The organism is Pantoea sp. LMR881 (assembly GCF_027157825.1).
In the GTDB taxonomy this organism is placed as follows: Bacteria; Pseudomonadota; Gammaproteobacteria; order Enterobacterales; family Enterobacteriaceae; genus Pantoea; species Pantoea haifensis.
Genome location: NZ_JAPVOK010000002.1, coordinates 619,666 through 645,148 on the forward strand (window position 1 = coordinate 619,666; position 25,483 = coordinate 645,148).

Genomic DNA, 25,483 nt, shown 5'->3' on the forward strand with positions numbered 1-25,483 from the left:
ATCTGGGATTTTCAGGGCGGTATTCATCCCCCGAAATGAAAACCCAGTCCAACGGCACGCCGCTGAGCGAACTGCCGCTGCCGCACCGCTTTATCATTCCGCTGAAGCAGCATATTGGTCACGAAGGCGAAATCTGTGTTTCACCCGGTGACAACGTGCTGCGTGGTCAACCTTTGACCTTTGGCAACGGGCGCATGTTACCGGTTCACGCGCCAACTTCCGGTGTGATTGACGCTATTAGTCAACATATGACTGCGCATCCGTCTGGCTTGTCTGAGCTGTGCATTTTCATGACGCCAGATGGTGAAGACCGCTGGATGCCGCTGAACCCGCTGCCCGATTATCGGCAGCACGATCGCGGCGAGATCATTCAGCGCATTCACGATGCGGGCGTTGCCGGTTTGGGTGGTGCAGGCTTCCCTACCGCAACCAAGCTGAAAGGGGGCTTGCGTGGCGTTAAGACACTCATTATCAATGCGGCTGAATGTGAACCTTACATCACTGCCGATGACCGGCTGATGCAGGATTACGCCGCCGAAGTGCTGGAAGGCTGTCGCATTCTGGCATGGGCGCTGCAAGCAGAACGCGTATTCATTGGTATTGAAGATAACAAGCCTGACGCCATCGCCGCGTTGAAACATGCGCTGGGTGGCGAACGTGACTTGCAGATCCGCGTCATTCCAACCAAATATCCGTCAGGGGGCGCGAAACAATTAACGAAAATCCTGACCGGGATGGAAGTGCCACACGGCGGACGCTCTACCGATATTGGCGTTCTGATGCAAAACGTGGGTACGGCATGGGCAGTAAAGCGCGCCATTATCAACGGAGAACCGCTTACCGAGCGCGTTGTGACGCTAACCGGTGAAGCGATTGCCCAGCCGCGCAACGTCTGGAGTCGGCTCGGCACGCCAGTCAGCCATCTGCTGCATCATGTTGGTTTTCGTCCCGCACCGCAACAGATGGTGATCATGGGCGGTCCGCTGATGGGCTTTACCCTGCCCTCACTGGATGTGCCCGTGGTTAAAATGACCAACTGCATACTTGCGCCCTCCCGCAACGAAATGGGGAACAACGAAGAGGAGCAGTCCTGCATTCGCTGCTCTGCCTGCGCGGATGCCTGTCCGGCGAAGCTGTTACCGCAGCAGCTTTACTGGTACAGCCAGGGTGGCGATCATGACAAAGCGCGCGCGCACCATATCGATGACTGCATTGAATGCGGTGCCTGCGCCTACGTGTGCCCAAGCAATATCCCGCTGGTGCAATATTATCGCCAGGAAAAAGCGGCGTTGCGCGCCATTGATTTAGAAGCGAAACGCACGCTGGAAGCGAAAGCCCGTTTCGAAGCGCGTCAGGCGCGACTGGAACGTGAAAAACTGGCCCGTGAAGCCCGCCATGTAGAGGCGAAGCAGCGTGTAGCGCGCAGCGATAACGCTGAACTTGCCGCAGCGAAAGCCCGACTGAAAGCGAAGCAGGAAGCTGAAGTTGACGAAGCCACCGCCGTTGCGCAGCGCGAAGCCCGTCATGCACAGGCACGTTTGCGTCAGGCTGAAATTCAGGCTGAAACACAGGCACTGAGCCGTCAGACAACAGATCCACGCAAGGCTGCGGTGGAAGCCGCCATTGCCCGCGCTAAAGCGAAAAAACCGTCATCAGCAGAAGTGGTTGCAGGCAACGACGCGCCAGCCGCTGATCCACGTAAGTCAGCGGTCGAAGCCGCAATCGCCCGTGCTAAGGCGAAGAAAGCCGCTGCGGCGGAAGCTGCGCCTGCTGAGGCTGAGTCGGTTGCTGAAGCCGCACAGGACGATCCGCGTAAAGCGGCAGTCGCTGCGGCTATTGCCCGCGCTAAGGCGAAAAAAGCCGCTGCGGCGGAAGCTGCGCCTGCTGAAGCTGCGCCGGTTGCAGAAGCCGCGCAGGAGGATCCGCGCAAAGCGGCAGTCGCTGCGGCTATTGCCCGCGCTAAGGCGAAAAAAGCCGCTGCGGCGGAAGCTGCGCCTGCTGAAGCTGCGCCGGTTGCAGAAGCCGCACAGGACGATCCGCGCAAAGCGGCAGTCGCTGCGGCTATTGCCCGCGCTAAGGCGAAGAAAGCCGCTGCGGCGGACGCTTCGCCTGCTGAAGCTGCGCCGGTTGCAGAAACCGCACAGGACGATCCGCGTAAAGCGGCAGTCGCTGCGGCTATTGCCCGCGCTAAGGCGAAAAAAGCCGCTGCGGCGGACGCTGCGCCTGCTGAAGCTGCGCCGGTTGCAGAAGCCGCGCAGGACGATCCGCGCAAAGCGGCAGTCGCTGCGGCTATTGCCCGCGCTAAGGCGAAAAAAGCCGCTGCGGCGGACGCTGCGCCTGCTGAAGCTGCGCCGGTTGCAGAAACCGCACAGGACGATCCGCGTAAAGCGGCAGTCGCTGCGGCTATTGCCCGCGCTAAGGCGAAAAAAGCCGCTGCGGCGGACGCTGCGCCTGCTGAAGCTGCGCCGGTTGCAGAAACCGCACAGGACGATCCGCGTAAAGCGGCAGTCGCTGCGGCTATTGCCCGCGCTAAGGCGAAAAAAGCCGCTGCGGCGGAAAAAGCCCCTTCAGACGAGGCGATTGCAGAAGCAGAGCAAGATGCTCGCATCACTGCTGAAACGGCTGCGATTGCCCGCGCCAATGTAGAACAAGCGGAACAGGCTGAAGAACAAGCCAATAATGCTAATGCGGAACCTGAACAGGCTCCGGCCCTTAATCAACCTGAAGATGCGCGAAAAGCAGCTATTGCTGCCGCCATCGCCCGTGCCAAAGCGCGTAAAGCGCAGTCGACATCGACGCTTGAGGAATAAATGGCTTTTCGTATCGCAAGTTCTCCTTACACCCATAACCGGCGTAGCACAGGCAATATCATGCTGCTGGTGGCGCTGGCAGCCGTGCCGGGTTTCGCCGCGCAGTGTTACTTTTTTGGCTACGGCAGCCTGTTGCAGGTTATTTTGGCGAGCCTTACGGCCTGGATCACTGAAGCTGCGATCTTACACTTACGTAAAGCCCCCATCGCCGCTAACCTGGCAGACAATTCGGCGCTACTGACAGCCATTTTACTGGGTATCAGCCTGCCCCCCTGGCACCGTGGTGGCTGGTGGTACTTGGCACTGTTTTTGCCATCGTGATCGCGAAGCAGCTTTACGGCGGTTTAGGACAAAACCCTTTTAACCCGGCGATGGTCGGTTACGTGGTGCTGCTGATCTCTTTCCCGGTGCAAATGACCAGCTGGCTGCCACCCGACGTATTGCAGACGATCAAACCCAGCCTGTCCGACGCCCTGAGCATGATTTTTAGCGGCCATACCCTGGCGGGCGAGACCATGCAGCAGTTACAGCTGGGCGCAGATGGCGTCAGCCAGGCCACCCCGCTCGACACGTTTAAAACGGGCCTGCGTGCCGGTCACAGTGCCGATCAACTGCTGGCGCAGCCAATTTATGGCGGCGTGCTGGCGGGCCTGGGCTGGCAATGGATCAATGTGGGTTATTTAGCAGGCGGCCTGTTTTTGCTCTGGAAAAATGCTATTCGCTGGCATATTCCGGCTGCGATGCTGCTGTCACTCGGTTTCTGTGCCACGCTTGGCTGGATGTTTTCGCCAGAATCGCTCAACAGCCCCATGATTCATCTCTTTTCTGGGGCTACGATGCTGGGCGCATTTTTCATCGCAACCGATCCGGTTACCGCGTCTACCACGAACCGGGGGCGCCTGATTTATGGCGCGCTGATTGGTTTACTGGTGTGGCTGATTCGCAGTTTCGGTGGTTATCCCGATGGCGTAGCCTTTGCGGTATTGCTGGCAAATATCTGTGTGCCGCTGATCGATTATTACACTCAGCCGCGCGTTTACGGTCACCGGAAGGAATAACGGATGCTGGAAACAATTCGTAAAAACGGCATCACGCTGGCGCTATTTGCCGCCATTACCACCGGTTTTACCGCTGTGGTGAATACCGTGACCAAACCCACAGTTGAACATCAAACGCAGCGCCAGCAGAAAAATCTGCTCGATCAGGTCGTGCCAACCGATATGTATGATAATCATATCCAGGAAGAGTGTTACGTTGTCACGAGTACCGCCCTGGGTAATGATAAGCCTCACCATCTTTACCTGGCACGTAAAGCCGGACAGCCCGTCGCCGCCGCGCTTGAGACCACTGCACCCGATGGCTATTCTGGGGCTATTCAGATGCTGGTTGGCGCCGATTTCACCGGTAAAGTGCTGGGTGTTCGTGTTGTAGAACATCACGAAACGCCAGGACTTGGCGATAAAATTGAGCTACGTATTTCTGACTGGATCAACAGCTTTACCGGCAAAGTGGTTCAGGGTGCCGGTGACAAAAACTTTGCAGTGAAAAAAGATGGTGGCGAGTTTGATCAGTTTACCGGTGCCACCATTACACCGCGTGCGGTGGTTAACGCCACGAAACGTACCGCGCTGTTAATTGAAACCCTTCCTGGAAAACTCTCTTCGTTACCAGAGTGTGGAGACGCAAATGAGTGAAGCTAAAGACCTGCTGACTGGCGGTTTGTGGAAAAATAACTCGGCGCTGGTGCAATTACTGGGCCTTTGTCCCTTGCTGGCGGTGACCTCGACCGCGACTAATGCGCTGGGCCTTGGGCTGGCAACGACGCTGGTGTTAACCATTACCAACAGCGCCATTTCTGCTTCACGCCGCTGGGTGCCATCTGACATTCGTATTCCGATTTATGTGATGATCATTGCCTCTGTGGTGAGCTGCGTGCAAATGCTCATTAACGCTTACGCTTACGGTCTGTATCAGTCACTGGGCATTTTTATTCCGCTTATCGTGACCAACTGCATTGTGGTAGGCCGTGCCGAGGCGGTGGCGTCTAAAACCAGCATTCCGCTTGCAGCACTGGATGGATTTGCTATTGGTATGGGCGCAACCTGCGCCATGCTGGTGTTGGGGGCGATGCGCGAAATTATTGGCAGCGGCACGCTGTTTAACGGCGCCGATCAACTGCTTGGCCCCTGGGCGAAAGCATTACGTATAGAAGTCGTACACTTTGACACACCAATGCTATTAGCGATGCTGCCGCCGGGTGCGTTTATTGGCCTTGGCATGATGCTGGCCGGTAAATATGTCATTGATCAAAAGGTGAAACAGCGTGCAGCGCGCCGCGCCGCGCAGGCGGCACATGAGCCGCAAGGCAATACCGGGAAAGCCGTGTGAACCAGAGCAAGCGTATAGAAATCCTGAGCCGTCTTCAGGCGAATAATCCCCACCCTACCACTGAACTGCATTTCACTTCGCCGTTTGAGCTGTTGATTGCGGTGTTACTGTCGGCGCAGGCAACGGATGTCAGTGTTAACAAAGCCACCGCAAAGCTCTACCCGGTTGCCAATACGCCCGCCACCATACTGGCGTTGGGCGTAGAGGGTGTGAAGGAGTACATCAAAACCATCGGCTTGTTTAACAGCAAAGCGGAAAATGTCATCAAGACCTGCCGCATTTTACTTGAGCAACATGGCGGTGAGGTGCCGGAAGATCGCGCGGCGCTGGAAGCCTTGCCTGGCGTAGGGCGTAAAACGGCAAATGTGGTGTTAAATACCGCCTTCGGCTGGCCGACGATTGCCGTCGATACGCATATCTTCCGGGTCTGTAATCGCACCAAATTTGCGCCCGGTAAAAATGTTGAACAGGTAGAAGAAAAACTGCTCAAAGTGGTGCCGAAGCCTTTCAAGGTGGATTGCCATCACTGGTTGATCCTGCACGGACGTTACACCTGTGTGGCGCGTAAACCGCGCTGCGGCTCGTGTCTTATTGAAGATCTCTGCGAGTATGCAGAAAAAACCGAGACATAAGCAGCCACGCCTGCGCTGTTCAGCGCGCTATTTTTAACCAGGCCCTGAAACCATTACTTTTTTCATGGTTGTTACGCCGTTGTCATTAAAGCAAAATCTCCGGCCTTAACAATAAGAAAATGTTATGGCTCGATGAACAGAACAACAGATAAACCGTTATACGCAATGTGGTGGGTAAAAACGCGGCTCTTTTTATCCCGCCTCTGGCCTCACCCCTTAGCGGTGAGTAAAAAGCAGGTGCTATTAGCCAGTTCTGGTGCAGGTATTGGCCTGGCATTAACCAGCCTGTTCAGTCACTGGCTGCTGGGCGAAGTTAATCTGTGGTTCGTTGCGCCGGTTGGCGCATCGGCGGTGCTGCTGTTTGGCGTGCCTGCCAGCCCGCTGGCGCAGCCGTGGTCAGTGGTCGGCGGTAACAGCCTCTCTGCGCTGGTTGGCGTGACCGTCGCGCTGCTGGTGCCCGATTCCGTTCTGGCCTGTGGAATTGCCGCCTGTGTCGCGATAGTGCTGATGTTTTCATTACGCTGCCTGCATCCACCTGGCGGGGCTGTGGCGCTTACAGCTGTGCTTGGCGGTCCGACAGTCCAGCATCTCGGCTATCAGTTTGTTCTGACGCCGGTTCTGCTGAACTCTGCTACCCTCGCGCTGCTGGCAATCATTTTTAATAATCTTTCAGGACGGCGTTATCCTCATCTGCCCACGCAGGAAAAATCCCAGCAGCAGCCTTTACTGCTGCCGGTTGCCCTGACGCGTAATGATTTGCACGAGGCGCTGCAAAGCGGCGAGTTGCTGGATATAGATGAAGACGATCTGCAGGCGCTGGTCCAGCGTGCTGAAGAGATTGCGCAGCGTCGTCAGTTATACAAAGCAAGCTAAACGCTGCGCTGGCAGCATGGCTTGTTTTATCCCTCAACGCGCTGCCAGTGCTGCCTGCAGCCAGGCGATTACCAGCGGTGAGTCCTTATTTTGTAACGCCGCGCGTTCTGACTGAAACAGTGTAGCGACAAAGTAAGGGTGATCGTTCAGTTCAATACCGCGAACGTCCCCTGCTCTGTCCCATGAGGTAATCTGCAAATTGCGGCCCTCAAGCGCAGCACTAAACTCAGGGTTCACGCCAAAATTACAGTGATAACCTTCATTGCTTTGTAATGTGCCATAGGCGCTGGCGAGACGCGATCCCGCCTTAAACGTAACGTCACCGCGTTGCTCCACCAGCGAGCAGCTTAACGGGGCAATAACCATACGGCCGCCCTGGTCAGTTTCTGCGTGATGCGCATCATGCCAACCCAAAACGTTTCGGGCATATTCGATGATCGCGTACTGGAAGCCGCCACACGATCCCAGAAAGGGTCTGTTGTTTTCTCGTGCCCAGCGAATAGTGGTAAACACGGCATCATCTTTCTTATAGGGGCTACCGGGAACCACCCATATCGCATCGCTTTGTTTGATTGTCTGTAAATCAAGCGTGTCTGTAGGGAGCCATTTCGGCTCAACCCGAATATTAAGATGCACTGCGGCACGCTCAATCGCCAGGGGAATAGCCTGATGCGCAACGGCGCTGGCACGGTAATCGCCCACCAGAGATAAACGTAACGGAGAGGTCATAGCAGGCTCCTGTCGAGGGAAATGCAAAGGTTACAGCAGCGTTAACTTATTGTCGAGAAAAGGAAAAAGGGTTCAACGGAACGGTCTTTGCCCCGTTAAAGCCGCCCTCGTCCCGGCTGGGCAGCATTTTTAGCATTACTCATCATAGAAAATGGGGTTTTATCGCGTTTTGTCGATGAAAACCTAACGGCGCAAACGATTTCTTTTTTTTCTTTGCTTATTAAATCAGTTATTTGTGAAGAAGCCCCTTGGGCGGTCGAATTTTAAACAATATGCCTACCTGACTGCACAGCGAATAGTCAGAAAGGCTAAAACAACAGCAAAAATTTATATTTATTTCTTTAAAAACAGGCTCTGCCCCTTTTATTAACCAGAAACAGGCTGATTAGCAGTTAATGTCAACAAAGCACAATGCCAGGCATGTGGCCATAGTGTTTATGCTGTTATAATGATGTTATTCAAAATTATAATTCAGCCAACAAGAGAGGCCAGAGATTTTAACCCTACAATATCAGGGCGTTGCAGTTAACAAAAATTTCTTGCCCTGTCGTCCTTAATCAGCCAAATTAGGCGCCGCTTTTCCCTTCTAATAACAATGTTGCGCATGGCAGTCGTTCATGACGCAGACTTAATTCCTGTCACGAAGCAGGGTATGAAAAAACTGAGGTACACGTGTCAACTGCAAACAAACACACTGATGAGGCTGTCAGTCTCAATGCGTTTAAACAGCCGAAAGCGTTCTATCTGATCTTCTCTATCGAGTTGTGGGAACGTTTTGGCTTCTATGGTCTGCAAGCCATTATGGCGGTCTACCTGGTGAAACAGCTGGGAATGTCTGAAGCAGATTCCATTACTCTGTTCTCCTCTTTCAGCGCCCTGGTTTATGGTCTGGTCGCGATTGGCGGCTGGCTGGGTGATAAAGTGCTCGGCACTAAACGTGTCATTATCTTAGGCGTGATGGTTCTGGCGCTGGGCTATGCACTGGTGGCCTTCTCAGGCCATAACGTCGGCGTCGTTTATATCGGTATGGCGACCATTGCGGTAGGCAGTGGCTTATTTAAAGCGAATCCCGCTTCCCTGCTTTCCACCTGCTATGAGAAAGACGATCCACGCATCGACGGTGCATACACCATGTTTTACATGTCGATCAATATTGGTTCGCTGTTCTCGATGATGCTTACGCCGTGGCTGGCTGCAAAATATGGCTGGAGCGTCGCGTTTTCACTGTCGGTAATCGGATTGGTGATTACGCTGCTTAATTTCCTGTTCTGCAGAGGTATGGTTAAGGATTACGGCTCTAAGCCAGATTTCGCACCGCTGCAAATGGGTAAACTGCTGATGACGCTGGTCGGTGTAGTGCTGCTGGTAGCACTGGCGACCTGGATGCTGCATCATCAGGCCATCGCGCGCATTGTGCTGGGCGTAATCGCGCTGGGTATCATCCTGATCTTTGCCAAAGAAGCGTTCTCGCTGCATGGCGCATCACGCCGCAAGATGATTGTCGCGTTCTTGCTGATGCTGGAAGCGATCGTCTTCTTTGTTCTGTATATGCAGATGCCTACGTCACTGAACTTCTTTGCTATCCGTAATGTGGAACATACGATTCTGGGTATCACTTTCGAGCCAGAGCAGTTCCAGGCACTGAATCCATTCTGGATCATGCTGGCCAGCCCTATTCTGGCAGCGATCTATAACAAGCTGGGCGATAAGCTGCCGATGCCGCATAAATTTGCCATCGGCATGGTGCTCTGTTCAGCTGCTTTCCTGGTGTTGCCAGTTGGCGCAAAGTTTGCCAGCGATGCCGGTATCGTTTCAGTTAACTGGTTAATCCTGAGCTATGCACTGCAAAGTATCGGTGAGCTGATGATCTCGGGCCTCGGTCTTGCCATGGTGGCACAACTGGTTCCGCAGCGTCTGATGGGTTTTATCATGGGTTCATGGTTCCTGACCACGGCAGGCGCTGCCGTTATCGCTGGTAAAGTCGCGGGCCTGATGGCTGTGCCAGAAAATGTCACCGACCCGCTGATTTCGCTGGCGACTTACAGCACAGTGTTCCAGCAAATTGGTATCGCCACTGCTGTCATCGCCGTGCTGATGCTGCTGACCGCGCCACTGCTTAATCGCATGACTCAGGATCCGCAGCCCAAAATGAAAAAAGCTGAAGTCTAAGCGTTGTTGTCTGAATCAGGCCGGGCATTGCCCGGCTTTTTTGTTTTTATGCTTTCCTGATGATCCCTGATCATCATCACTGGCAATTCTGCATTGGCGATTTATTATGCAATTATCCCATCGCAACATGGAGGCCTCGTTATGAAGCTCTATTGCAAAGCTGGTGCCTGTTCGCTCTCCCCGCATATTGTTCTGCGTGAATGTGGCTTAGATTTCACTCAGGTCAATGTCGATTTGGCTCAGAAACTCACTGAACGCAGCGAAGATTACTGGCAAATCAATCCCAAAGGCCAGGTGCCTGCGCTGAAACTCAGCGATGGTACGGTGCTCACCGAGGGCGTAGCGATTGTGCAGTATCTGGCGGATTTAAAACCGGATCGCCACCTGCTGGCCCCTGTGGGCAGCCTGACGCGCTATCACACCATTGAATGGCTCAGTTACATCAGTAGCGAGCTGCACAAAGGATTTTCACCCTTATTCAGAGCTGACACGCCAGAAGAGTATAAAAGCCTGAGCCGCACACAGCTTGAAGCTAAATTCAGCTATGTCGATGATGCGTTGCAAGACAGGCAGTGGTTAATGGGGCTGCGTTTTACCGTCGCCGACGCCTATCTGTATGTCATGATGCGCTGGGCGAAAGCCGTGAAGCTGGATTTAACCGGTCTGGATGCGTTAGAGAGCTGGTTTAAACGCGCAAATGAGCGCCCGGCAGTGCAGGCAGCCTTGAAAGCGGAAGGACTAAACTAAAGCGATGCAGATAAAAAAGGGCCGCGACCCGGCCCTTTTGCTGTCACAACTTCTCAGCGGCAAAATGCTGTGTGGGTTGGGCAATGGCATCCTGCGCTGCCACCAGCTGTAGCTCGTACTCGCCCATCTCGTGGGTTTTAAGCATCACTTCATAGACGGCGGCCGTCACATGCTCCAGCGCGTCCTGTAATGATTTACCATGCAGCAGGTTCACTAATAGCAGGCCGCTGGTTAAATCGCCCACGCCCACCGGCTGGCGCACGCCAAAATCCACCAGCGGACGGCTGATATGCCAGGCTTCGTCAGCGGTTATCAGCAACATTTCAAAGCGATCGCTACGACGTCCGGCGCGTGCCAGATGCTTTATCAACACCACTTTTGGCCCTTGCGCAATCAGCGCACGCGCAGCATCAACAGCGGATTCAACGCTGGTCACACTGCGTTCGCTCAGCATCTCCAGCTCAAGCAGATTCGGTGCAATGATATCGCTGGCTGGTAAGGCCATCTTGCAGTGAAATTCTGCAACGCCTGGCGCAACAATACAGCCTTTTTCTGGATGGCCCATCACCGGATCACAAAAATACCAGGCGTCTGGATTTGCCGCTTTAACCTGGCGCACGATCGCCAGAATCTGCTCGCCCTGCTCCGCTGATCCCAGATAACCGCTTAACACTGCATCACAGGTTTTCAGACGATCGATATCAGCAATGCCTTTGACAATATCGGTTAAATGCGTAGCGGGCATCACTGTACCCGTCCAGTGACCGTATTGCGTATGGTTTGAAAACTGAACGGTGTTTAAAGGCCAAACGTTTGCGCCGAGGCGGCGCATTGGGAATTCTGCCGCCGCGTTACCGGCATGACCAAAAACCACGTGTGACTGGATTGCGAGAATATTTTTCATTTTACCCTGTACTGCCTTGCCATGAAAAAGGGCCGGAAACCGGCCCTGAAAGCTTACTGCCAGTTAATCAGGCAGTAATGTTTTTTGCCGCGACGTAACAGCGTGAAACGGTTGAACAGTTTGTCACTGTTGCTGAAGCGATACTCAGCGTCAGATTGTTTCTCACCGTTGACCGAGACGGCATTGGAACCAATCATGGTACGTGCCTGGCCGCGTGATGGCACCAGTTCAGCGTTGACTAAAGCCTGCTGCAAATCGTCTTCCGCGCTCAGCGTGATGGTTGGCATACCATCCTGTGCCAGCTGCTCAAAGTCCGCTTCTGTCATATCGCTCAGCGCGCCAGAGAACAGGCTTTCGGTAATACGTTTCGCGGCGGCCAGACCCTCTTCGCCGTGAACCAGGCGGGTCACCTGATCGGCCAGCACATATTGCGCACGCGGCGCAGTACCGCTGTTTTTATCCTCTTCTTCCAGCGCATTGATTTCTTCAATGCTTAAGAAGGTGAAGAACTTCAGGAAGCGGTACACATCGGCATCAGCCGTATTGATCCAGAACTGATAGAACTTATATGGGCTGGTTTTCTTCGCATCCAGCCAGACCGCGCCACCTTCGGTTTTACCAAATTTGGTGCCGTCAGATTTGGTAATCAACGGTACGGTCAGACCGAAAACCTGATTCTGGTGCAGACGGCGCGTCAGATCGATACCTGACGTGATATTGCCCCACTGATCGGATCCACCGATTTGCAGAGAAACTCCGTGTCGTTCGTTCAGACAGGCAAAATCATAGCCCTGCAACAGATTATAGGAGAACTCGGTAAAGGAAATGCCCTGATCGTCACGGTTCAGGCGCTGTTTCACCGCTTCCTTGTTGATCATCTGATTGACAGAGAAGTGCTTGCCGATGTCGCGCAGGAAAGTCAGCACGTTCATGCTGCCAAACCAGTCATAATTGTTGGCGGCAATGGCGCTGTTATCACCGCAATCGAAATCCAGGAACGGTGCAACCTGTTGACGAATTTTTTCTACCCACTCACCGACCGTTTCGCTGGTGTTGAGTTTACGCTCTGCGGCTTTAAAGCTTGGGTCGCCAATTAAGCCGGTGGCACCACCGACCAACGCGACCGGCTTGTGTCCGGCATCCTGAAAACGCTTCAGGCAGAGCAGCGGTACCAGATGGCCCAAATGCAAGCTGTCAGCAGTGGGATCAAAGCCGCAATAGAGCGAAATTGGCCCTTGCGCCAGTTTCTCTACTAACGCGTTTTCATCCGTCACCTGGGCGATTAACCCCCGCTCTTGCAATTGTTGTATCAGGTTACTGCTGGTCATCACTGACTCCAAATTGATCAGACTGCACCTAGGCTGGTACACAGCTTTCCGCTGAGTTGCGGAACCATAAAAAATAAGGGCTATAGCATAAAGCGCCGGCGTCTTCTGTGCCAGCGTTGAAAACGCGCAAACGTGCAGTTTTACGGCGCGAGTCGGTCGATTTTCCAGCCATCGCTATCACGTTGATAGATGAAGCGATCGTGCAGGCGATGTTCACCGCCTTGCCAAAACTCAACGGTGTTGAATTTCACCCGGTATCCCCCAAAAACTGGGCAGCGGAACCTCGCCCTGCTGGAACTTTTGCTTCAGCTCAAGGAACTTACTTTCCAGGACGCCGCGTGCAGAAATGCGGCTCGACTGCTGTGATACCCAGGCACCTATCTGGCTGTCACGCGGACGACTGTGGAAATACTTCAGCACCTCCAGCGGCGACAACTTTTCCACTTCGCCCAAAAACATCACCTGACGCTCAAGAAAGTGCCACGGAAAATGCAGTGCAATGCGGGGATTGCTGGCAAGCTGCAAAGCCTTACGGCTGCCGAGGTTGGTATAAAACACCATCCCTGGGCATCGAAATGCTTCAGCAGCACAATGCGTTGGTAAGGTTGCCCCTGCTCATCCACTGTTGCTACCGTCATGGCGGTCGGATCGGGCAGCTGCGCTTCACAGGCCTGCTTTAACCAGCTTTCAAACAGCACCAGCGGGTCGTCAGGCAAATCCTTGCGGCGTAAACCGCCGCGCGTATATTCACGGCGCAGGTGGGCAATGGTCTGTAAGGTAATGTTATCGCTCATGGCTATCACTCTCGGGATGCGTTAGCGGATTGCAGCTCACAATCGTTGACGACGATTTTATCGTTGCGTTCAATAAACGCGCCGTCGCCTTTTGACCAGAAGACATAGTTACCATCGCTGTAGCGCGTACCGGAGGCGGACAGGGTCTGTTTTAAGGTGAGCGGTTTGCCATCCATAATAAAGCTGACCTGCTGGCGGGCATTGTCCAGCGTCACGGTGAGCGGCAGCGTTCCGCAGCGATAGTGCAGGGTTTGCGGCTCTTCAGCCGGTTTATGCATCAGGCTACAGCCCGACAACAGCACGGCGGCGGCAACAGTTAATCCTTTCAACATTGCGATTCTCCTCTGTCAATAGTGTGAGCATTATAAGAAGGCCCCATCAATTCCTCTACCGTCGTCTATGATTGTTCTACATATGCTGCCTGGGCGCGAGACGCAGATACCGTTTCAAGCCCAGACCCGGCGGGTAGACAGACTACCCCGAAGATTGCCAGCATCTGAGCACACCTACAGGTTTACGCTATTGAAGCTCACATCACCGGCACCCACACCGCGTGATGCTATCTATTGTTCATTTCTGGTTCACATGAGGTAAATGAATGGCGTCAAAATCATTTGTTAAAAGTTGGGGTGCGGAATATGTTGCGGCGGGAACCGTCCGCTTTCGTCTCTGGGCCACGGGTCAGGATCAGGTGGTACTCCGGCTTGCCGGTAAAGAGACCGCGATGCGCCAGAGCGGCGACGGCTGGTTCGGGTTGCAGGTCGATAATGTCTTACCCGGTGCAGAGTATAACTTTATTCTTGCCGACGGCACGGTTGTCCCGGACCCCGCCTCTCGCGCTCAGAAGGCGGATGTTAACGGCCCCTCCCTGGTGGTTGATCCTGGCCGCTACACCTGGCAGAACTCAGCCTGGCGAGGTCGCCCGTGGGAAGAGACCGTGGTTTACGAGTTGCACATCGGCACGTTTACGCCGGAAGGCACGTTTCAGGCCGCCATCGAAAAATTGCCCTGGCTGGCTGAACTCGGCATTACGATGATTGAAGTGATGCCTCTTTCACAATTTGGCGGCAACCGAGGCTGGGGTTACGATGGCGTGCTGCTCTACGCACCGCATTCTGCTTACGGGACGCCAGATGAATTCAAAGCCTTTGTTGATGCCGCACACGATCACGGCCTCTCGGTGGTGCTGGATATCGTGTTGAACCACTTCGGCCCCGAAGGCAATTATCTGCCGCTGCTGGCACCCGATTTCTTCCATAAAGAGCGCATGACCCCTGGGGCGCGGGTATCGCTTATGATGTCGACGCGGCCCGCCGTTATATCGTTGAGGCACCACTCTACTGGCTGAAAGAATTTAACCTGGACGGCCTTCGCTTCGATGCCATTGATCAGATCGAAGATATTTCTGATAAACACGTGCTGACTGAAATTGCCGAGCGCATTCGTGCGGAAATCACCGATCGCCCTGTCCATCTGACAACTGAAGATAGCCGCAACGTCATTTTCCTGCACCCGCGAGAAGAGGATGGCGCTGTACCGCTGTTCACCGGCGAATGGAACGATGACTTTCACAATGCCGTCCATGTGTTCGCCACCGGCGAGACCCACGCCTACTACAACGATTTTGCTCAGCAACCGGAAAAGCTTATTGCCCGTATTTTGACAGAGGGTTTCGCCTATCAGGGCGAGATCTCTTCACAAACGGGGAAAAGCGCGGCGTGAACAGCCGCCATCAGCCACCGGTTGCTTTTGTTGATTTTATCCAGAACCACGATCAGGTCGGCAACCGCGCCCAGGGTGAAAGACTGATTGAACTGGCGGGCGCCGATCGCACTAAAGTTCTGCTCGCCGCGCTGCTCTTTTCGCCACATATTCCGCTGCTCTTTATGGGTGAAGAGTATGGCGAGACAAACCCTTTCCTGTTTTTCACCGATTTCCATGGCGATCTGGCCAAAGCGGTACGCGAAGGACGCGCCAAAGAGTTTGCGGGTCATGCTGGTCATGAGGGTGAAAGCGTGCCCGATCCCAATGCAGAGAGTACCTTTGAGCTATCGAAACTGGACTGGAAAAAGCTGGAGAGTGACGAGGGTAAAGCGTGGCTGACGCTAACCAAAACGTTACTGGCGCTACGCAAACAACATATCGTGCCCCTGCTCGCCTCCGCAGCCGGTAATAGCGGCACAGTGGTCAAAACAGCGCAGGGCTTCTTCGCCGTCAGCTGGACGTTCCCCAGGGCACGCTTTCGATCGCGCTGAATATTGATGCCACAACGCAGCCGCTGCCTGACCAGCCGGGTGAGACGATTTTTAGCTGGCCGCAGGGGATCCGTGATTTGCCGCAGCATTCAGTTATTGTGCGCCTTGCCCCGGGAGAAACCCAATGATGATCCCGACCGCAACCTATCGTATACAGTTTCGCAACGGCATGACCTTTGATCGCGCCGCTGGCCTTGTTCCCTATCTCAAGCGGCTCGGCATCAGTCATCTTTATGCCTCGCCGATCTTTACCGCGACCTCGGGTTCGACACACGGCTATGACGTAACGGATGCCAACGAAATCGAGCCGTCGATTGGCGGCCGTGCAGGCTTTGATCGCATGGTGAAGGCGCTTAAGGACGCTGGCCTCGGTTTGATTCTTGACATCGTGCCGAACCATATGGCTGCCTCGCTGGAAAATGCCTGGTGGCGCGACGTCATTGAAAACGGTGAGAACAGCCGCTACGCCCGGTACTTCGACATTAACTGGTCACGCCGTTTGACGCTGCCTTTCCTTGGCGATACCTTCGAAGCCGTGCTGGAAAATGGCGAAATTACGGTGAAGCCAGACCCGAAAACCGGCAAGCCCGCTTTCGCCTATTACGAAAGTTTCTATCCGCTTACGCCTGCCAGCTGGCAGGGTCGTGAGCATGAAATACTGCACCTCACCGACAAGCATGAGATCGCCCAACTGCATGAGCGCCAGCCCTGGCGGCTGATGTCATGGCGCGATGCCCGGCGCGATCTCTCCTACCGACGCTTCTTTGAAATTACCGGTCTGGTTGGGGTTCGGGTAGAGGACAAACCCGTTTTCGACGCATGCCATCGCTTGATCCTTGAACTGGTCCACGCCGGCGCGGTTGACGGCTTGAGGGTAGACCATGTCGACGGACTTGCCGATCCCAAAGCCTATCTTGAACTGCTGCGCCAGCAAGCCGGGCCAGATTGCTATATCACGGTGGAAAAAATTCTTGGCGAAGGCGAGCTTATTCCTGCTGACTGGCCGATCTCCGGCACTACCGGTTACGAATTTATTGCATCGCTCTCCGACGCTCTGATAGATGGCGATAACATCGCTGCGCTGCGTAACGCCTACGATGAAATCGTGGGCCAGCCAGTGGAAATGGACGCTGAACTGCGTGCGGCCAAAATGCTCATGGCGACCAAAAATTTTGAGGGCGAGTTTACCACCCTGATGAGGCTCGCCATGGAGATCGCCGGGACGGATAACGTGACGCTGGATGAAACAACCGTACAGTCGGCGCTGCGTGAACTGCTGATCGCCTTCCCGGTTTATCGCACCTACGGCACGGCAGAAGGATTACCTGCCGCTGGCGCTGAAATGCTGGAACAGGTGGTGGAAAAAGTCACCGCCAGTGAAACCGCTCCCGATCCAGAGGCACTTGCTTTCCTGCGCCGGATCCTCGCCGGGCACGTCTCTTCAGCCGCTGCTGAGCAGGCCACAACTTTCCGTATCCGCTTTCAGCAACTGACCGGCCCGCTGATGGCGAAATCGGTAGAAGATACGCTGTTTTTCCGCCAGCATATGGCGCTGGCCCTGAACGAAGTGGGTGCTGAGCCGCTGCCTCGCGCCTTTTCGCCTGACCGCTTCCACGCGGAGATGCAAACCCGACTCGAACGCCAGCCAGATGCCCTTTCCGGCACCTCAACCCATGACACTAAACGCGGCGAGGATGCCCGCGCCCGGCTCTATACGCTGACCGAAGCGCCGGAAATCTGGGCCGGTTGTGTCGCTCGCTGGCGTCAGATGAATCATTCTCACGTCGTTGTGCTTGATGATGGCGCTGCGCCAGAGCCGGTTGTCGAATGGATGCTCTTTCAGGCGCTGGCTGGTGTCTGGCCCGCGACACTGCACCCACAAGATCAGGCGGGCCTGAAGGCGCTAAAAACCCGCTTCCTCGGTTATGTAGAGAAATCGCTGCGCGAAGCGAAGCTGCGCACTAACTGGGGCGACAGCAACGGAGCTTATGAAAAAGCGGTGCTTGATTACGCCAGCCACCTGCTCTCCCCGATAATGCACGCTTTCTGCTGGACTTTTCCGATGCGCTGCAACCTTTTATCCGGGCGGGTCTGGTCAACAGCCTGACTCAGACCATCATCAAATTGACTGCACCGGGCGTGCCCGATATTTATCAGGGTTGCGAGGCGCTGGATTTCAGCCTGGTCGATCCTGATAACCGACGCGAGCCTGATTTTGCTACGCTCGAACAGCAACTGGATGGCGATGAACAGCCCGATTTTACTGAGGACGCGCGCTGGCTGAGTGGACGCCTGAAGCAACAGGTTATTGCCAGAGTGCTCTCTGTACGCCAACAGAAGCCGTCGCTGTTTCGTCGGGGTGATTATCTGCCGCTTACGGCCACGGACCCGCACACCAGCCACGTTATAGCCTTTGCGCGGGCAGAAAACGATGATGCCCTCATCGTCATCACCCCTCGCCTCATGTTCGGCGCAATATCGGGCCATCTGGCTCAGCCAGCGGGCAGCATGATTATGCCTGAACGGCTCGCCAACCGTCGCTACCGTAATATTCTCACTGGAGAAGAGCATGTTGTAACCGATCGCATTACGCTGGAAGCGGTCAGCACCTGTTCGCCTGTAATACTGTTAAGTGAATGATTCTGTTGAAATGCAAACGTCATAAATCGCTGTATTTACTGAATAATAAGTAATTTCGATGGAGAGGGATCAATGTCAAACGGTAAGCCTTTTGAAATCACAGCAGGAAACAGTCATCTTCTGGGTGCCAGTTTTGATGGTGAGGGTGTTAACTTTGCGATCTTTTCTGCACACGCGGAGCGCGTCGAGCTTTGTCTCTACGATCCGAGCGGCAAAAATGAAATCGCAAGACTGGAACTACCGGAATATACCCATGAAGTCTGGCATGGTTACGTGCCGGGACTGCAACCCGGCGCACTTTACGGTTTTCGCGTTCACGGCCCTTACGATCCTGAAAATGGTCACCGCTTTAATCCCAACAAATTGCTGATCGATCCCTATGCTCGCGAGCTCTCTGGTGATGTTGAGTGGAGTGAGGCGCATTTTGCCTACGATCTGCTGCATGAGGATAAAGATCTCACCTTCGACACGCGCGACAGCGCGCCCTTTATGCCGAAGTGTCGGGTTATCGATCCCAACGCATTCGACTGGCAGGATAATAATCGTCCCACGGTTGCGTGGCCGAATACGGTGCTCTATGAAACCCATGTGAAAGGGTTTACGCAGCTCAATTCGGCCTTACCGCCTGAGCTACGCGGCACGTTTGAAGGTATGGGCCATAAGGCCTCGGTTGATTACATCAAAAGCCTTGGCATCACCTCAGTGGAGCTGTTGCCGGTTCACTGGTTCCCGGACGATCAGCATCTGCTCGATAAAGGGCTGAAAAATTTCTGGGGTTACAATACCCTCGGCTTTTTTGCCCCGGCCTCCCGTTATTACGGACCAAAGGGCATTCAGGGTTTCCGCGACATGGTGCGATCTTTTCATGATGCCGGTATCGAGGTGATCCTTGACGTGGTTTACAATCACACCGCAGAAGGCAATGAACTCGGCCCCACGCTGTCATTCAAGGGCATCGACAACTTTTCTTACTATCGCACTATGCCCGATCAACACCGCTATTACATTAATGATACCGGCACCGGGAACACCGTAAACACGTCACACCCGCGTGTGCTCCAGATGGTGATGGATTCCCTCCGTTACTGGGCAGAATCGATGCATATTGACGGTTTCCGCTTCGATCTCGGTACCATTCTGGGTCGCGAACCGCAAGGTTTCGACCAGCGCGGCGGTTTTTTTGACGCCATGATGCAGGATCCGGTGCTCTCCAGACTGAAACTGATTGGCGAACCCTGGGACATTGGCCCCGGTGGCTATCAGGTCGGTGGCTTCCCGCCAGGCTGGGCTGAGTGGAACGACAAATATCGCGACACGGTGCGTGAATACTGGAAAGGCGATAATGTCTCAACCGATTTTGCCGCCCGGCTGCTCGGTTCCGGCGATCTCTACGATCAGCGTGGTCGCCGTCCCTGGGCCAGCGTCAACTTCATCACTGCCCATGACGGCTTCACGCTCAATGATTTGGTTTCGTACAACGAGAAGCACAATGAAGCCAACGGCGAAGATAATAATGACGGCCATAACGACAACCGTTCCTACAACTACGGTGCCGAAGGTCCGACTGAAGACGAAGGTATCAATGCGGAGCGCGAACGTCAGAAGCGCAATTTCCTCGCCACGCTGCTCTTTTCTCACGGTACGCCAATGCTGCTGGCGGGTGATGAGTTCGGCCGCAGTCAGATGGGTAACAATAATGGTTACTGTCAGGACAGCGAGATCTCATGGATTCAATGGGACGGGATACCGGAAACGGGCGAGACGCTGCGGGCTTTCACACAACATATCATTAAACTTCGCGAGCAACAGCCGCTACTACGCCGTGAAAACTGGCGCGATGGGATGGATATCAAGTGGTTCAATGCAGGCGGAGGCTTTCAACAGTCAGAGCACTGGGACGAAGGCTTAACGCTTGGCGTTTATATTGGCCGCGCCGATCTCCAGCCGGTAGAGGGTATCTGGCATGACGTGCTGATGTTGTTCAACCCGTTCGAAGGCAACGTGCCGTTCCGTATCCCCCAGTTTGGCGAAGGCGGCTGGGTGCTCGAACTCACCACATCGGATTCCGCTAAACACGGCCTGGTGATCACGCGAGAAAAGGATTTTGAACTCGAAGGCCGAAGCATTGCCCTGTTCAGACGGCCATAAAGATTACAACGGGTTATAACACCTGCCGCGCCGTCATAGCGCGGCTTTTAACCAGCGAGTATTTCTTAATAAGGGTTAAGCTACGTCATAACATATGTGCAAAGGCGGCTTTCCCAGGCCAGGCTAAAAGCACCAATATGCAGAGGAGAACACGCTGATGAAATTTGATAATCAAGACGCCTTTGAACTGACAATGGCATTCATGAACCGTAAAGAACACATTTCCGGGGCCAGCGGTTATTTTAAATCCTTTGTTGAAACCTACCAAAAATTCGACAGATGGCTGAGCGCACCCGATCCGATCAAGGCGTTAGCCGATGAAAAAACAGCCGCAAAAGCGGATGAAGACGCCCTCTTTTAATCCGTCTGAGTCTCTTTTTAGCTGAGGTACCTGAAACATGGCGCTGGCATTAGCCAGCGCCAGTCACTGTCAGGCTTAGTGTTGAAACAGCCAGTGTTCGATCTCGCTGGCGGGCAGCGGCTTCGCAAAGAAATAGCCCTGAATTTGATCGCAACCATACTCTTTCAGTAAGACCAGCGTTGCTTCCGTTTCCACCCCTTCGGCTAATACCGTGTAATTCAGCTCTTTCAACATATGAATGATACTTTTAGCGATAATTCTTGATGAAGCATCGCTGGCCAGCGGCGTAATCAATGACATATCAATTTTTATCACATCCAGCGGAATATCTTGCAAATAGCTGATATTGCTGTAACCGGTGCCAAAATCATCCAGGGAAAGAATAAATCCATACGATTTGAGGGATTCAAGCCCTTTGATAGCAACATCACTTTCTGTGATCAGCTCATTCTCCAGACATTCAATACCTAAAAGCGAGGCAGGCAGTTCAGCTTCGCGCATTTTTGCGGCCAGCGCGCTGGCGAAGCTGAGTTTAGAAAAATCTTTCTCACTCACATTAATCGAGACAGGTATCAATGCGTACTCTTTACGCCACGCCTTTAACTGTGCAATGACCCGCGTAATAACCCATTCAGTGAGATCGGATAAAAGGTTGGTTTTTTTGGCTAAAGGAATAAAAGCGGAGGGGAATAACTCACCTCTGTCAGGATGATTCCAGCGGATCAGGGCTTCCAGACCCACCGTCCTGCCGCTCTTTAAGCAAACCTTGGGCTGATAAGCCAGATAAAGGCCCTCATCTTTTTTCAGGGCGGTGGCCAGATCGTTCATCATCAGGAAGTCTTCAGTACGGCGCGTGTCATAAGACTCATGGAAGGACATGGCACTGACATTCTCACCAATCGCTTCATGCAGGGCGCTCGCTGCCTGGCGCAATATTTCATTTATCGGCATGTCGCCTGGAATGAACACCGTTTCGCCGGTAAATACTTCCAGATCAATGGAGATGTTCTCCCCTAAATCAGCATTCATCTCTTTGAGAACATCAACGACACTGGCTGCGGTAAATCTGCCCTTAACCTCCTGAAGGACGGCAAAACGACCCGGCGCGAAAGCGTATAATTTTTCATCAGCATTCAGGTCCAGGCGATGCGAGATCAGCGCAGCCATTTGCCTGAGCAGTTTTTCAACAGGCGCAGTGCCAACGGTGCGCGCTAATTCATAGGCGCGCGGAATATCAATGCAGTCGATTACTATCAGCCTGAAGCTTTGCCCGGGATTGGTTAAGGTTAACTGCTGGATGTCTCTGATAAGACGTTGACGATTCGGTAAATGCGTAATCATGTCGGCAAAGCCAGCATGACTCCAGGCATCCAGAAAAGAGGTGACCAGATTCGCCAGAGATTTCAGTATTGAGAGCTTAAGCGGGTTGAAGTCATGGGGCTGCACGTCAGTGACGCACAGGGTGCCGACAACTGAACCTTCATGATTTGCCAGTGCGACCCCCGCATAAAACCGGATATGCGGCTCCCCTGAACAAAAGGATGTGCCGAAAAGCGCGAATCAAGAAGCGTATCGGTAATAACAAGCTCTCCCTCACCATCAATAACATGGCGACACAGGGAATCTTGTCGGGTTGACTGTTTAAGGGCGAAATTTCGTGCGGCTTTAATGTACTGATTATTATCATCAATGATTGAAATAAAGCTGCCTGAAATACCCAGTAAATCACCGGCCAGATGAACAAACGTCTCCAGCACCTCATCCCTGCTTTCATCGGGTGACATAAGTGCTTTCACGGCGTTAAGACGACTTTCGCGATTGCCAATTTGATCATTTTGCACTGAGGCCTCCCCGCATCCGGGCGAAAAATGTAGATAAAATTCAGATGACGATAAACTTTTTAGCGCGTAAATATAAAAGGAAAGCGGCACTTAATTTTTGTTAGTTACACTAAGGAACTTTATACTATGTTAAGTAATTTTTTTCCTGTCCTCTATGTTTGCATCTTGAATAAGGATTTTCCACAAAATGCGAAGCAGAGAAGAAAACCTGCCTGAACGGTTTTTAATGCATGCATTTTTTACAGGTTACAATCCCTGATCTGCCATTTCTGGCCTTTCCTGACTCTTAATAAGGCGATCTGCCCTTTGCTGACTTCTCTGAATGCGGTGTGTCGGCCCCTTTTGCCTTTTCAGGGCACCGGAAGTGCTTTTGTTGCGGAGTTTTAAGGAGAAATAAAAGCGGCATCACCGCACTGGCTGAAAAGAGCTACGGTGTGCTGTAAAGACATAGCGGCTGTGAGGTTTCAATAAAAAACCGCCCGCAGGCGGTTACACATCAGGTTTAGTCAGGCGACTTATCACCTGACTCAGGCGCGCTGCCAACATCGTCTTTATCGCCTGATGCCCCTTCTGAGGGCCCTTTATCAACCTGTTTCCTGATCTCTTCAGGAATAGGGGTTTCATCAGGAATATCACCTTTTACTGGACGTTCTGACATTTCGTGCTCCTGTTGTGAGTAAATGTGAACACTCAGTATAGAACCTGTGTGGCGTGAATGAGGCACATCACCCAACCCTGCCAGATGATGTGCCTTAATTAATCTCTGTATCGCTCAAAACCTGCTTTAACTTAATGTTTCGGATCTTCATCCTCCGGAAATTCAGCATCTTCTGGCATCTCGCCATCATCGCCAGGTACATCTTCTACGCTACCGGGGACTTCTCCATCATCTGAAACTGGCTCTGTATCATCGGGTCTTTCTGACATATTAATCTCCTTTCTACACAATATGGGTATATTTAATTTTAGCGTTTTGAGGAAAAAAATAACGAAAATTGAGTACAAGATGTGAGTTAAGCGTAAAAGCGGTAACAAAACGGGGAAATCCCTTGCACAAACCAAAAATAATGTTCTTTCTTTGATAATCGAAGCGAAACCTGATAACCCTGACACCGACGTCACATTTTCGTTGTCCGACTACAGAAATATTTAATTCACACAACAGCGGCAATGAATCCATTAAAATTAAAAAAGACAAGCCACAGAGAAATATACTCCCTTTATTGACCTCTCTTTTTTAGAGAAAATTAAATTTAACTCTCTGGTAAAATTGTTTGAAAAATCCTGCGTTCTAAAGTGTATTTTTAACCAAAAGTAAATCGGCGGGATAATAAGCAAAAATCAAATAAACGAATCGCACGGAACAAGCGTTACCTTTTGATTTTTCAGTATTTTCTTACAGCAAAAAGAGATAAAAACATCGACCCCGGCATATAAATGTCGGGGCCGTGGGGAAATACATCAAAATCCCCTGTTACTCAGGCTTGCGTCCACCACCATGGCTGTGTTGGCCACCTTTTTGCCTGCTTCTGATGCTTTCTCACGATCGTTGGCAAAATTACCGCCGCTGTTCTGACCGCCTTTTTTACCCGCCTCAGATGCTTTTTCTGGGTTTTCTGCAAAATTACCTGAACCACCACGATGTTCGGCCATAATATCCTCCTGAACCTATTGTCATTAACTTAATGGCAACCAGCATAATGCTAATTACGCCGGACGTTATTTCGTGTTGCAAGATTCATTCTAGAAGAGACTTAACTTACTGCAAATATATTTCCGGCCAAAAAGCGATAAATATGTACAGCGATACATGCCCTGTACATTTATAAGCAAAACGGTAAGATTTTTTTTATTGATATATTACCTGTTTAGCGCCGGGCATAGCAGGAAACCCTGCGCCACTCCCCTCGCAAACTGTTACATTCAGAAAATTAATGAAGCATCACCCGAAACACTTTTTGCTGCGGTTATCGCGCCCTTGCTTTCGTCCGACAGGTTTTCACGCTTTATTAACGGTCACGCTTCATCGGTCAGTCAATGAGCAACCCTGAACTCACTGGCCTCTGCGTCTGGTTATCTGGCACAGCAGGTGCCAGAAAAGCGCAATCTTTGTCTACTCTCATTACTTCGGGTGGTATTTCATTGAAAAAGTGAGGTGAGCATGAGTAACAAACCTGTCCTGGTATTTGATGTAAATGAAACTTTGCTGGATATCGACTTTCTGGCACCTTTTTTACGGAGAAATGGGGCACAGCAAGCGCGATGCGCAGCTGGTTTGCCCAGACGATTCTTTATTCACAATCTTTTTCGCTGACGGGTCAGTACATGCCTTTTGGCCAGTTAGGTCAGTCAGTGCTGGAAATGCAGGCGGCGCTGGCAAGCGTGTCGCTCACAAAAGCGGATAAAGAAGCCTTCAGTGCGCTTATGCAAACCTTACCCGCGCATCAGGATGTCAGACAGGCGCTGGAAGAGCTCAAAGCTGCGGGTTTTAGTCTCTGTACTCTGACCAATAACAGTATGGAGGTACAGAACGCACAGTTAGAGCATGCCGGACTCGCCTCTTTGTTTGATCGAACATTCAGTGTGGATGAGGGTGCGAAAGCTTTTAAACCTGCAATTGAAACCTACCGGTACGTTGAGCGTGAAGCAGGGAGTGATAACCGGTTTTGTCTGGTGGCCTGTCATACCTGGGATGTCATTGGCGCAAAAGCGGCTGACTGGGATGCGGCCCTTATCCGCCGACCGCACAACGCGCCGCTTACGGTGGGATTGCAGCCCGATTTTGACTGCTTTGATATGACTGACTTTAGCCGGGCTGTTATTGCCGCTTACCCGTAAGCCTTACGCTTTCACCTTCTGGTGTA

18 protein-coding genes and 6 pseudogenes are annotated in these 25,483 nt (G+C 52.8%); 15 read left to right on the forward strand and 9 right to left on the reverse strand.

Going from position 1 to position 25,483, the window contains the following annotated elements:
- Positions 1-35: 35 nt before the first annotated feature.
- The 6 genes and pseudogenes from rsxC (at position 36) to O3W44_RS04710 (ending at position 6,703) form a co-directional block, all read left to right on the forward strand.
- Positions 36-2,810, forward strand: coding sequence for an electron transport complex subunit RsxC (rsxC, locus tag O3W44_RS04685; RefSeq protein ID WP_442954603.1), 2,775 nt, complete (start codon positions 36-38; stop codon positions 2,808-2,810).
- A pseudogene (gene rsxD, locus O3W44_RS04690) lies at positions 2,811-3,868 on the forward strand (electron transport complex subunit RsxD).
- Positions 3,869-3,871: 3 nt separating this feature from the next.
- On the forward strand, positions 3,872-4,504 hold the full coding sequence (rsxG, locus tag O3W44_RS04695; RefSeq protein WP_269292168.1) for an electron transport complex subunit RsxG: 633 nt from the start codon (positions 3,872-3,874) through the stop codon (positions 4,502-4,504).
- Positions 4,497-5,198, forward strand: coding sequence for an electron transport complex subunit E (locus O3W44_RS04700; RefSeq protein ID WP_269292169.1), 702 nt, complete (start codon positions 4,497-4,499; stop codon positions 5,196-5,198). The genes rsxG and O3W44_RS04700 overlap by 8 nt, the downstream gene beginning before the upstream one ends.
- Positions 5,195-5,830 (forward strand): endonuclease III, encoded by a 636-nt coding sequence (gene nth, locus O3W44_RS04705; RefSeq protein ID WP_269292170.1) that lies wholly within the window; start codon positions 5,195-5,197, stop codon positions 5,828-5,830. Before O3W44_RS04700 ends, nth begins: the two co-directional genes overlap by 4 nt.
- A 165-nt stretch (positions 5,831-5,995) precedes the next feature.
- On the forward strand, positions 5,996-6,703 hold the full coding sequence (locus O3W44_RS04710) for an HPP family protein (protein WP_442954659.1): 708 nt from the start codon (positions 5,996-5,998) through the stop codon (positions 6,701-6,703).
- A gap of 33 nt (positions 6,704-6,736) precedes the next feature.
- On the opposite strand, the gene O3W44_RS04715 is transcribed toward O3W44_RS04710, so the two are convergent.
- Positions 6,737-7,432: a CTP synthase C-terminal region-related (seleno)protein gene (locus O3W44_RS04715; protein ID WP_269292172.1), complete on the reverse strand. Its 696-nt coding sequence runs from the start codon at positions 7,430-7,432 to the stop codon at positions 6,737-6,739.
- Positions 7,433-8,104: 672 nt separating this feature from the next.
- Between O3W44_RS04715 and dtpA the strand changes: the two genes are divergently transcribed.
- On the forward strand, positions 8,105-9,601 hold the full coding sequence (dtpA, locus tag O3W44_RS04720; protein ID WP_269292173.1) for a dipeptide/tripeptide permease DtpA: 1,497 nt from the start codon (positions 8,105-8,107) through the stop codon (positions 9,599-9,601).
- Positions 9,602-9,742: 141 nt separating this feature from the next.
- On the forward strand, positions 9,743-10,348 hold the full coding sequence (gstA, locus tag O3W44_RS04725) for a glutathione transferase GstA (RefSeq protein WP_269292175.1): 606 nt from the start codon (positions 9,743-9,745) through the stop codon (positions 10,346-10,348).
- A gap of 43 nt (positions 10,349-10,391) precedes the next feature.
- Here the strand turns inward: gstA and pdxY are convergent, their stop codons facing one another.
- The 4 genes and pseudogenes from pdxY to O3W44_RS04755 form a co-directional block, all read right to left on the reverse strand.
- Positions 10,392-11,252 carry a pyridoxal kinase PdxY gene (gene pdxY, locus O3W44_RS04730; RefSeq protein ID WP_269292176.1) on the reverse strand — a complete coding sequence of 287 codons (861 nt, stop codon included), beginning with the start codon at positions 11,250-11,252 and terminating at the stop codon, positions 10,392-10,394.
- Positions 11,253-11,305: 53 nt separating this feature from the next.
- Positions 11,306-12,580 (reverse strand): tyrosine--tRNA ligase, encoded by a 1,275-nt coding sequence (gene tyrS / locus O3W44_RS04735; RefSeq protein WP_269292177.1) that lies wholly within the window; start codon positions 12,578-12,580, stop codon positions 11,306-11,308.
- A gap of 140 nt (positions 12,581-12,720) precedes the next feature.
- Positions 12,721-13,374, reverse strand: a pseudogene (pdxH, locus tag O3W44_RS24915) (pyridoxamine 5'-phosphate oxidase).
- A gap of 5 nt (positions 13,375-13,379) precedes the next feature.
- Entirely contained in the window at positions 13,380-13,706 is a 327-nt protein-coding gene (locus O3W44_RS04755; RefSeq protein WP_269292181.1) for an MliC family protein, read from the reverse strand.
- Between the two features lie 266 nt (positions 13,707-13,972).
- Between O3W44_RS04755 and O3W44_RS24920 the strand changes: the two genes are divergently transcribed.
- The 6 genes and pseudogenes from O3W44_RS24920 to O3W44_RS04775 all read left to right on the forward strand — a co-directional run bounded on the left by O3W44_RS24920 (position 13,973) and on the right by O3W44_RS04775 (position 20,778).
- On the forward strand, positions 13,973-14,722 hold the full coding sequence (locus O3W44_RS24920) for an alpha-amylase family glycosyl hydrolase (RefSeq protein WP_442954604.1): 750 nt from the start codon (positions 13,973-13,975) through the stop codon (positions 14,720-14,722).
- Between the two features lie 68 nt (positions 14,723-14,790).
- On the forward strand, positions 14,791-15,096 hold the full coding sequence (locus O3W44_RS24925) for a hypothetical protein (protein ID WP_442954605.1): 306 nt from the start codon (positions 14,791-14,793) through the stop codon (positions 15,094-15,096).
- A 164-nt stretch (positions 15,097-15,260) separates the two neighbouring features.
- Positions 15,261-15,757, forward strand: a pseudogene (locus O3W44_RS24930) (DUF3459 domain-containing protein).
- Positions 15,757-18,269, forward strand: a pseudogene (treY, locus tag O3W44_RS04765) (malto-oligosyltrehalose synthase). The pseudogenes O3W44_RS24930 and treY overlap by 1 nt, the downstream one beginning before the upstream one ends.
- Positions 18,270-18,341: 72 nt before the next feature.
- Positions 18,342-20,417, forward strand: coding sequence for a glycogen debranching protein GlgX (gene glgX / locus O3W44_RS04770; protein ID WP_269292182.1), 2,076 nt, complete (start codon positions 18,342-18,344; stop codon positions 20,415-20,417).
- Between the two features lie 157 nt (positions 20,418-20,574).
- Positions 20,575-20,778: a hypothetical protein gene (locus tag O3W44_RS04775; protein WP_269292183.1), complete on the forward strand. Its 204-nt coding sequence runs from the start codon at positions 20,575-20,577 to the stop codon at positions 20,776-20,778.
- Between the two features lie 75 nt (positions 20,779-20,853).
- Here the strand turns inward: O3W44_RS04775 and O3W44_RS04780 are convergent.
- The 4 genes and pseudogenes from O3W44_RS04780 to O3W44_RS04795 form a co-directional block, all read right to left on the reverse strand.
- Positions 20,854-22,619: pseudogene (locus O3W44_RS04780) on the reverse strand (sensor domain-containing phosphodiesterase).
- 502 nt (positions 22,620-23,121) lie between these two features.
- Entirely contained in the window at positions 23,122-23,277 is a 156-nt protein-coding gene (locus O3W44_RS04785; RefSeq protein WP_269292184.1) for a hypothetical protein, read from the reverse strand.
- 131 nt (positions 23,278-23,408) lie between these two features.
- Positions 23,409-23,546: a hypothetical protein gene (locus tag O3W44_RS04790; protein ID WP_269292185.1), complete on the reverse strand. Its 138-nt coding sequence runs from the start codon at positions 23,544-23,546 to the stop codon at positions 23,409-23,411.
- 547 nt (positions 23,547-24,093) lie between these two features.
- A pseudogene (locus O3W44_RS04795) lies at positions 24,094-24,272 on the reverse strand (general stress protein).
- A gap of 609 nt (positions 24,273-24,881) precedes the next feature.
- On the opposite strand from O3W44_RS04795, the gene O3W44_RS04800 reads away from it, so the two are divergent.
- Complete coding sequence (locus O3W44_RS04800; protein WP_269292186.1) at positions 24,882-25,457, forward strand: HAD-IA family hydrolase; 576 nt, start codon at positions 24,882-24,884, stop codon at positions 25,455-25,457.
- The last annotated feature ends 26 nt before the right edge of the window (positions 25,458-25,483 follow it).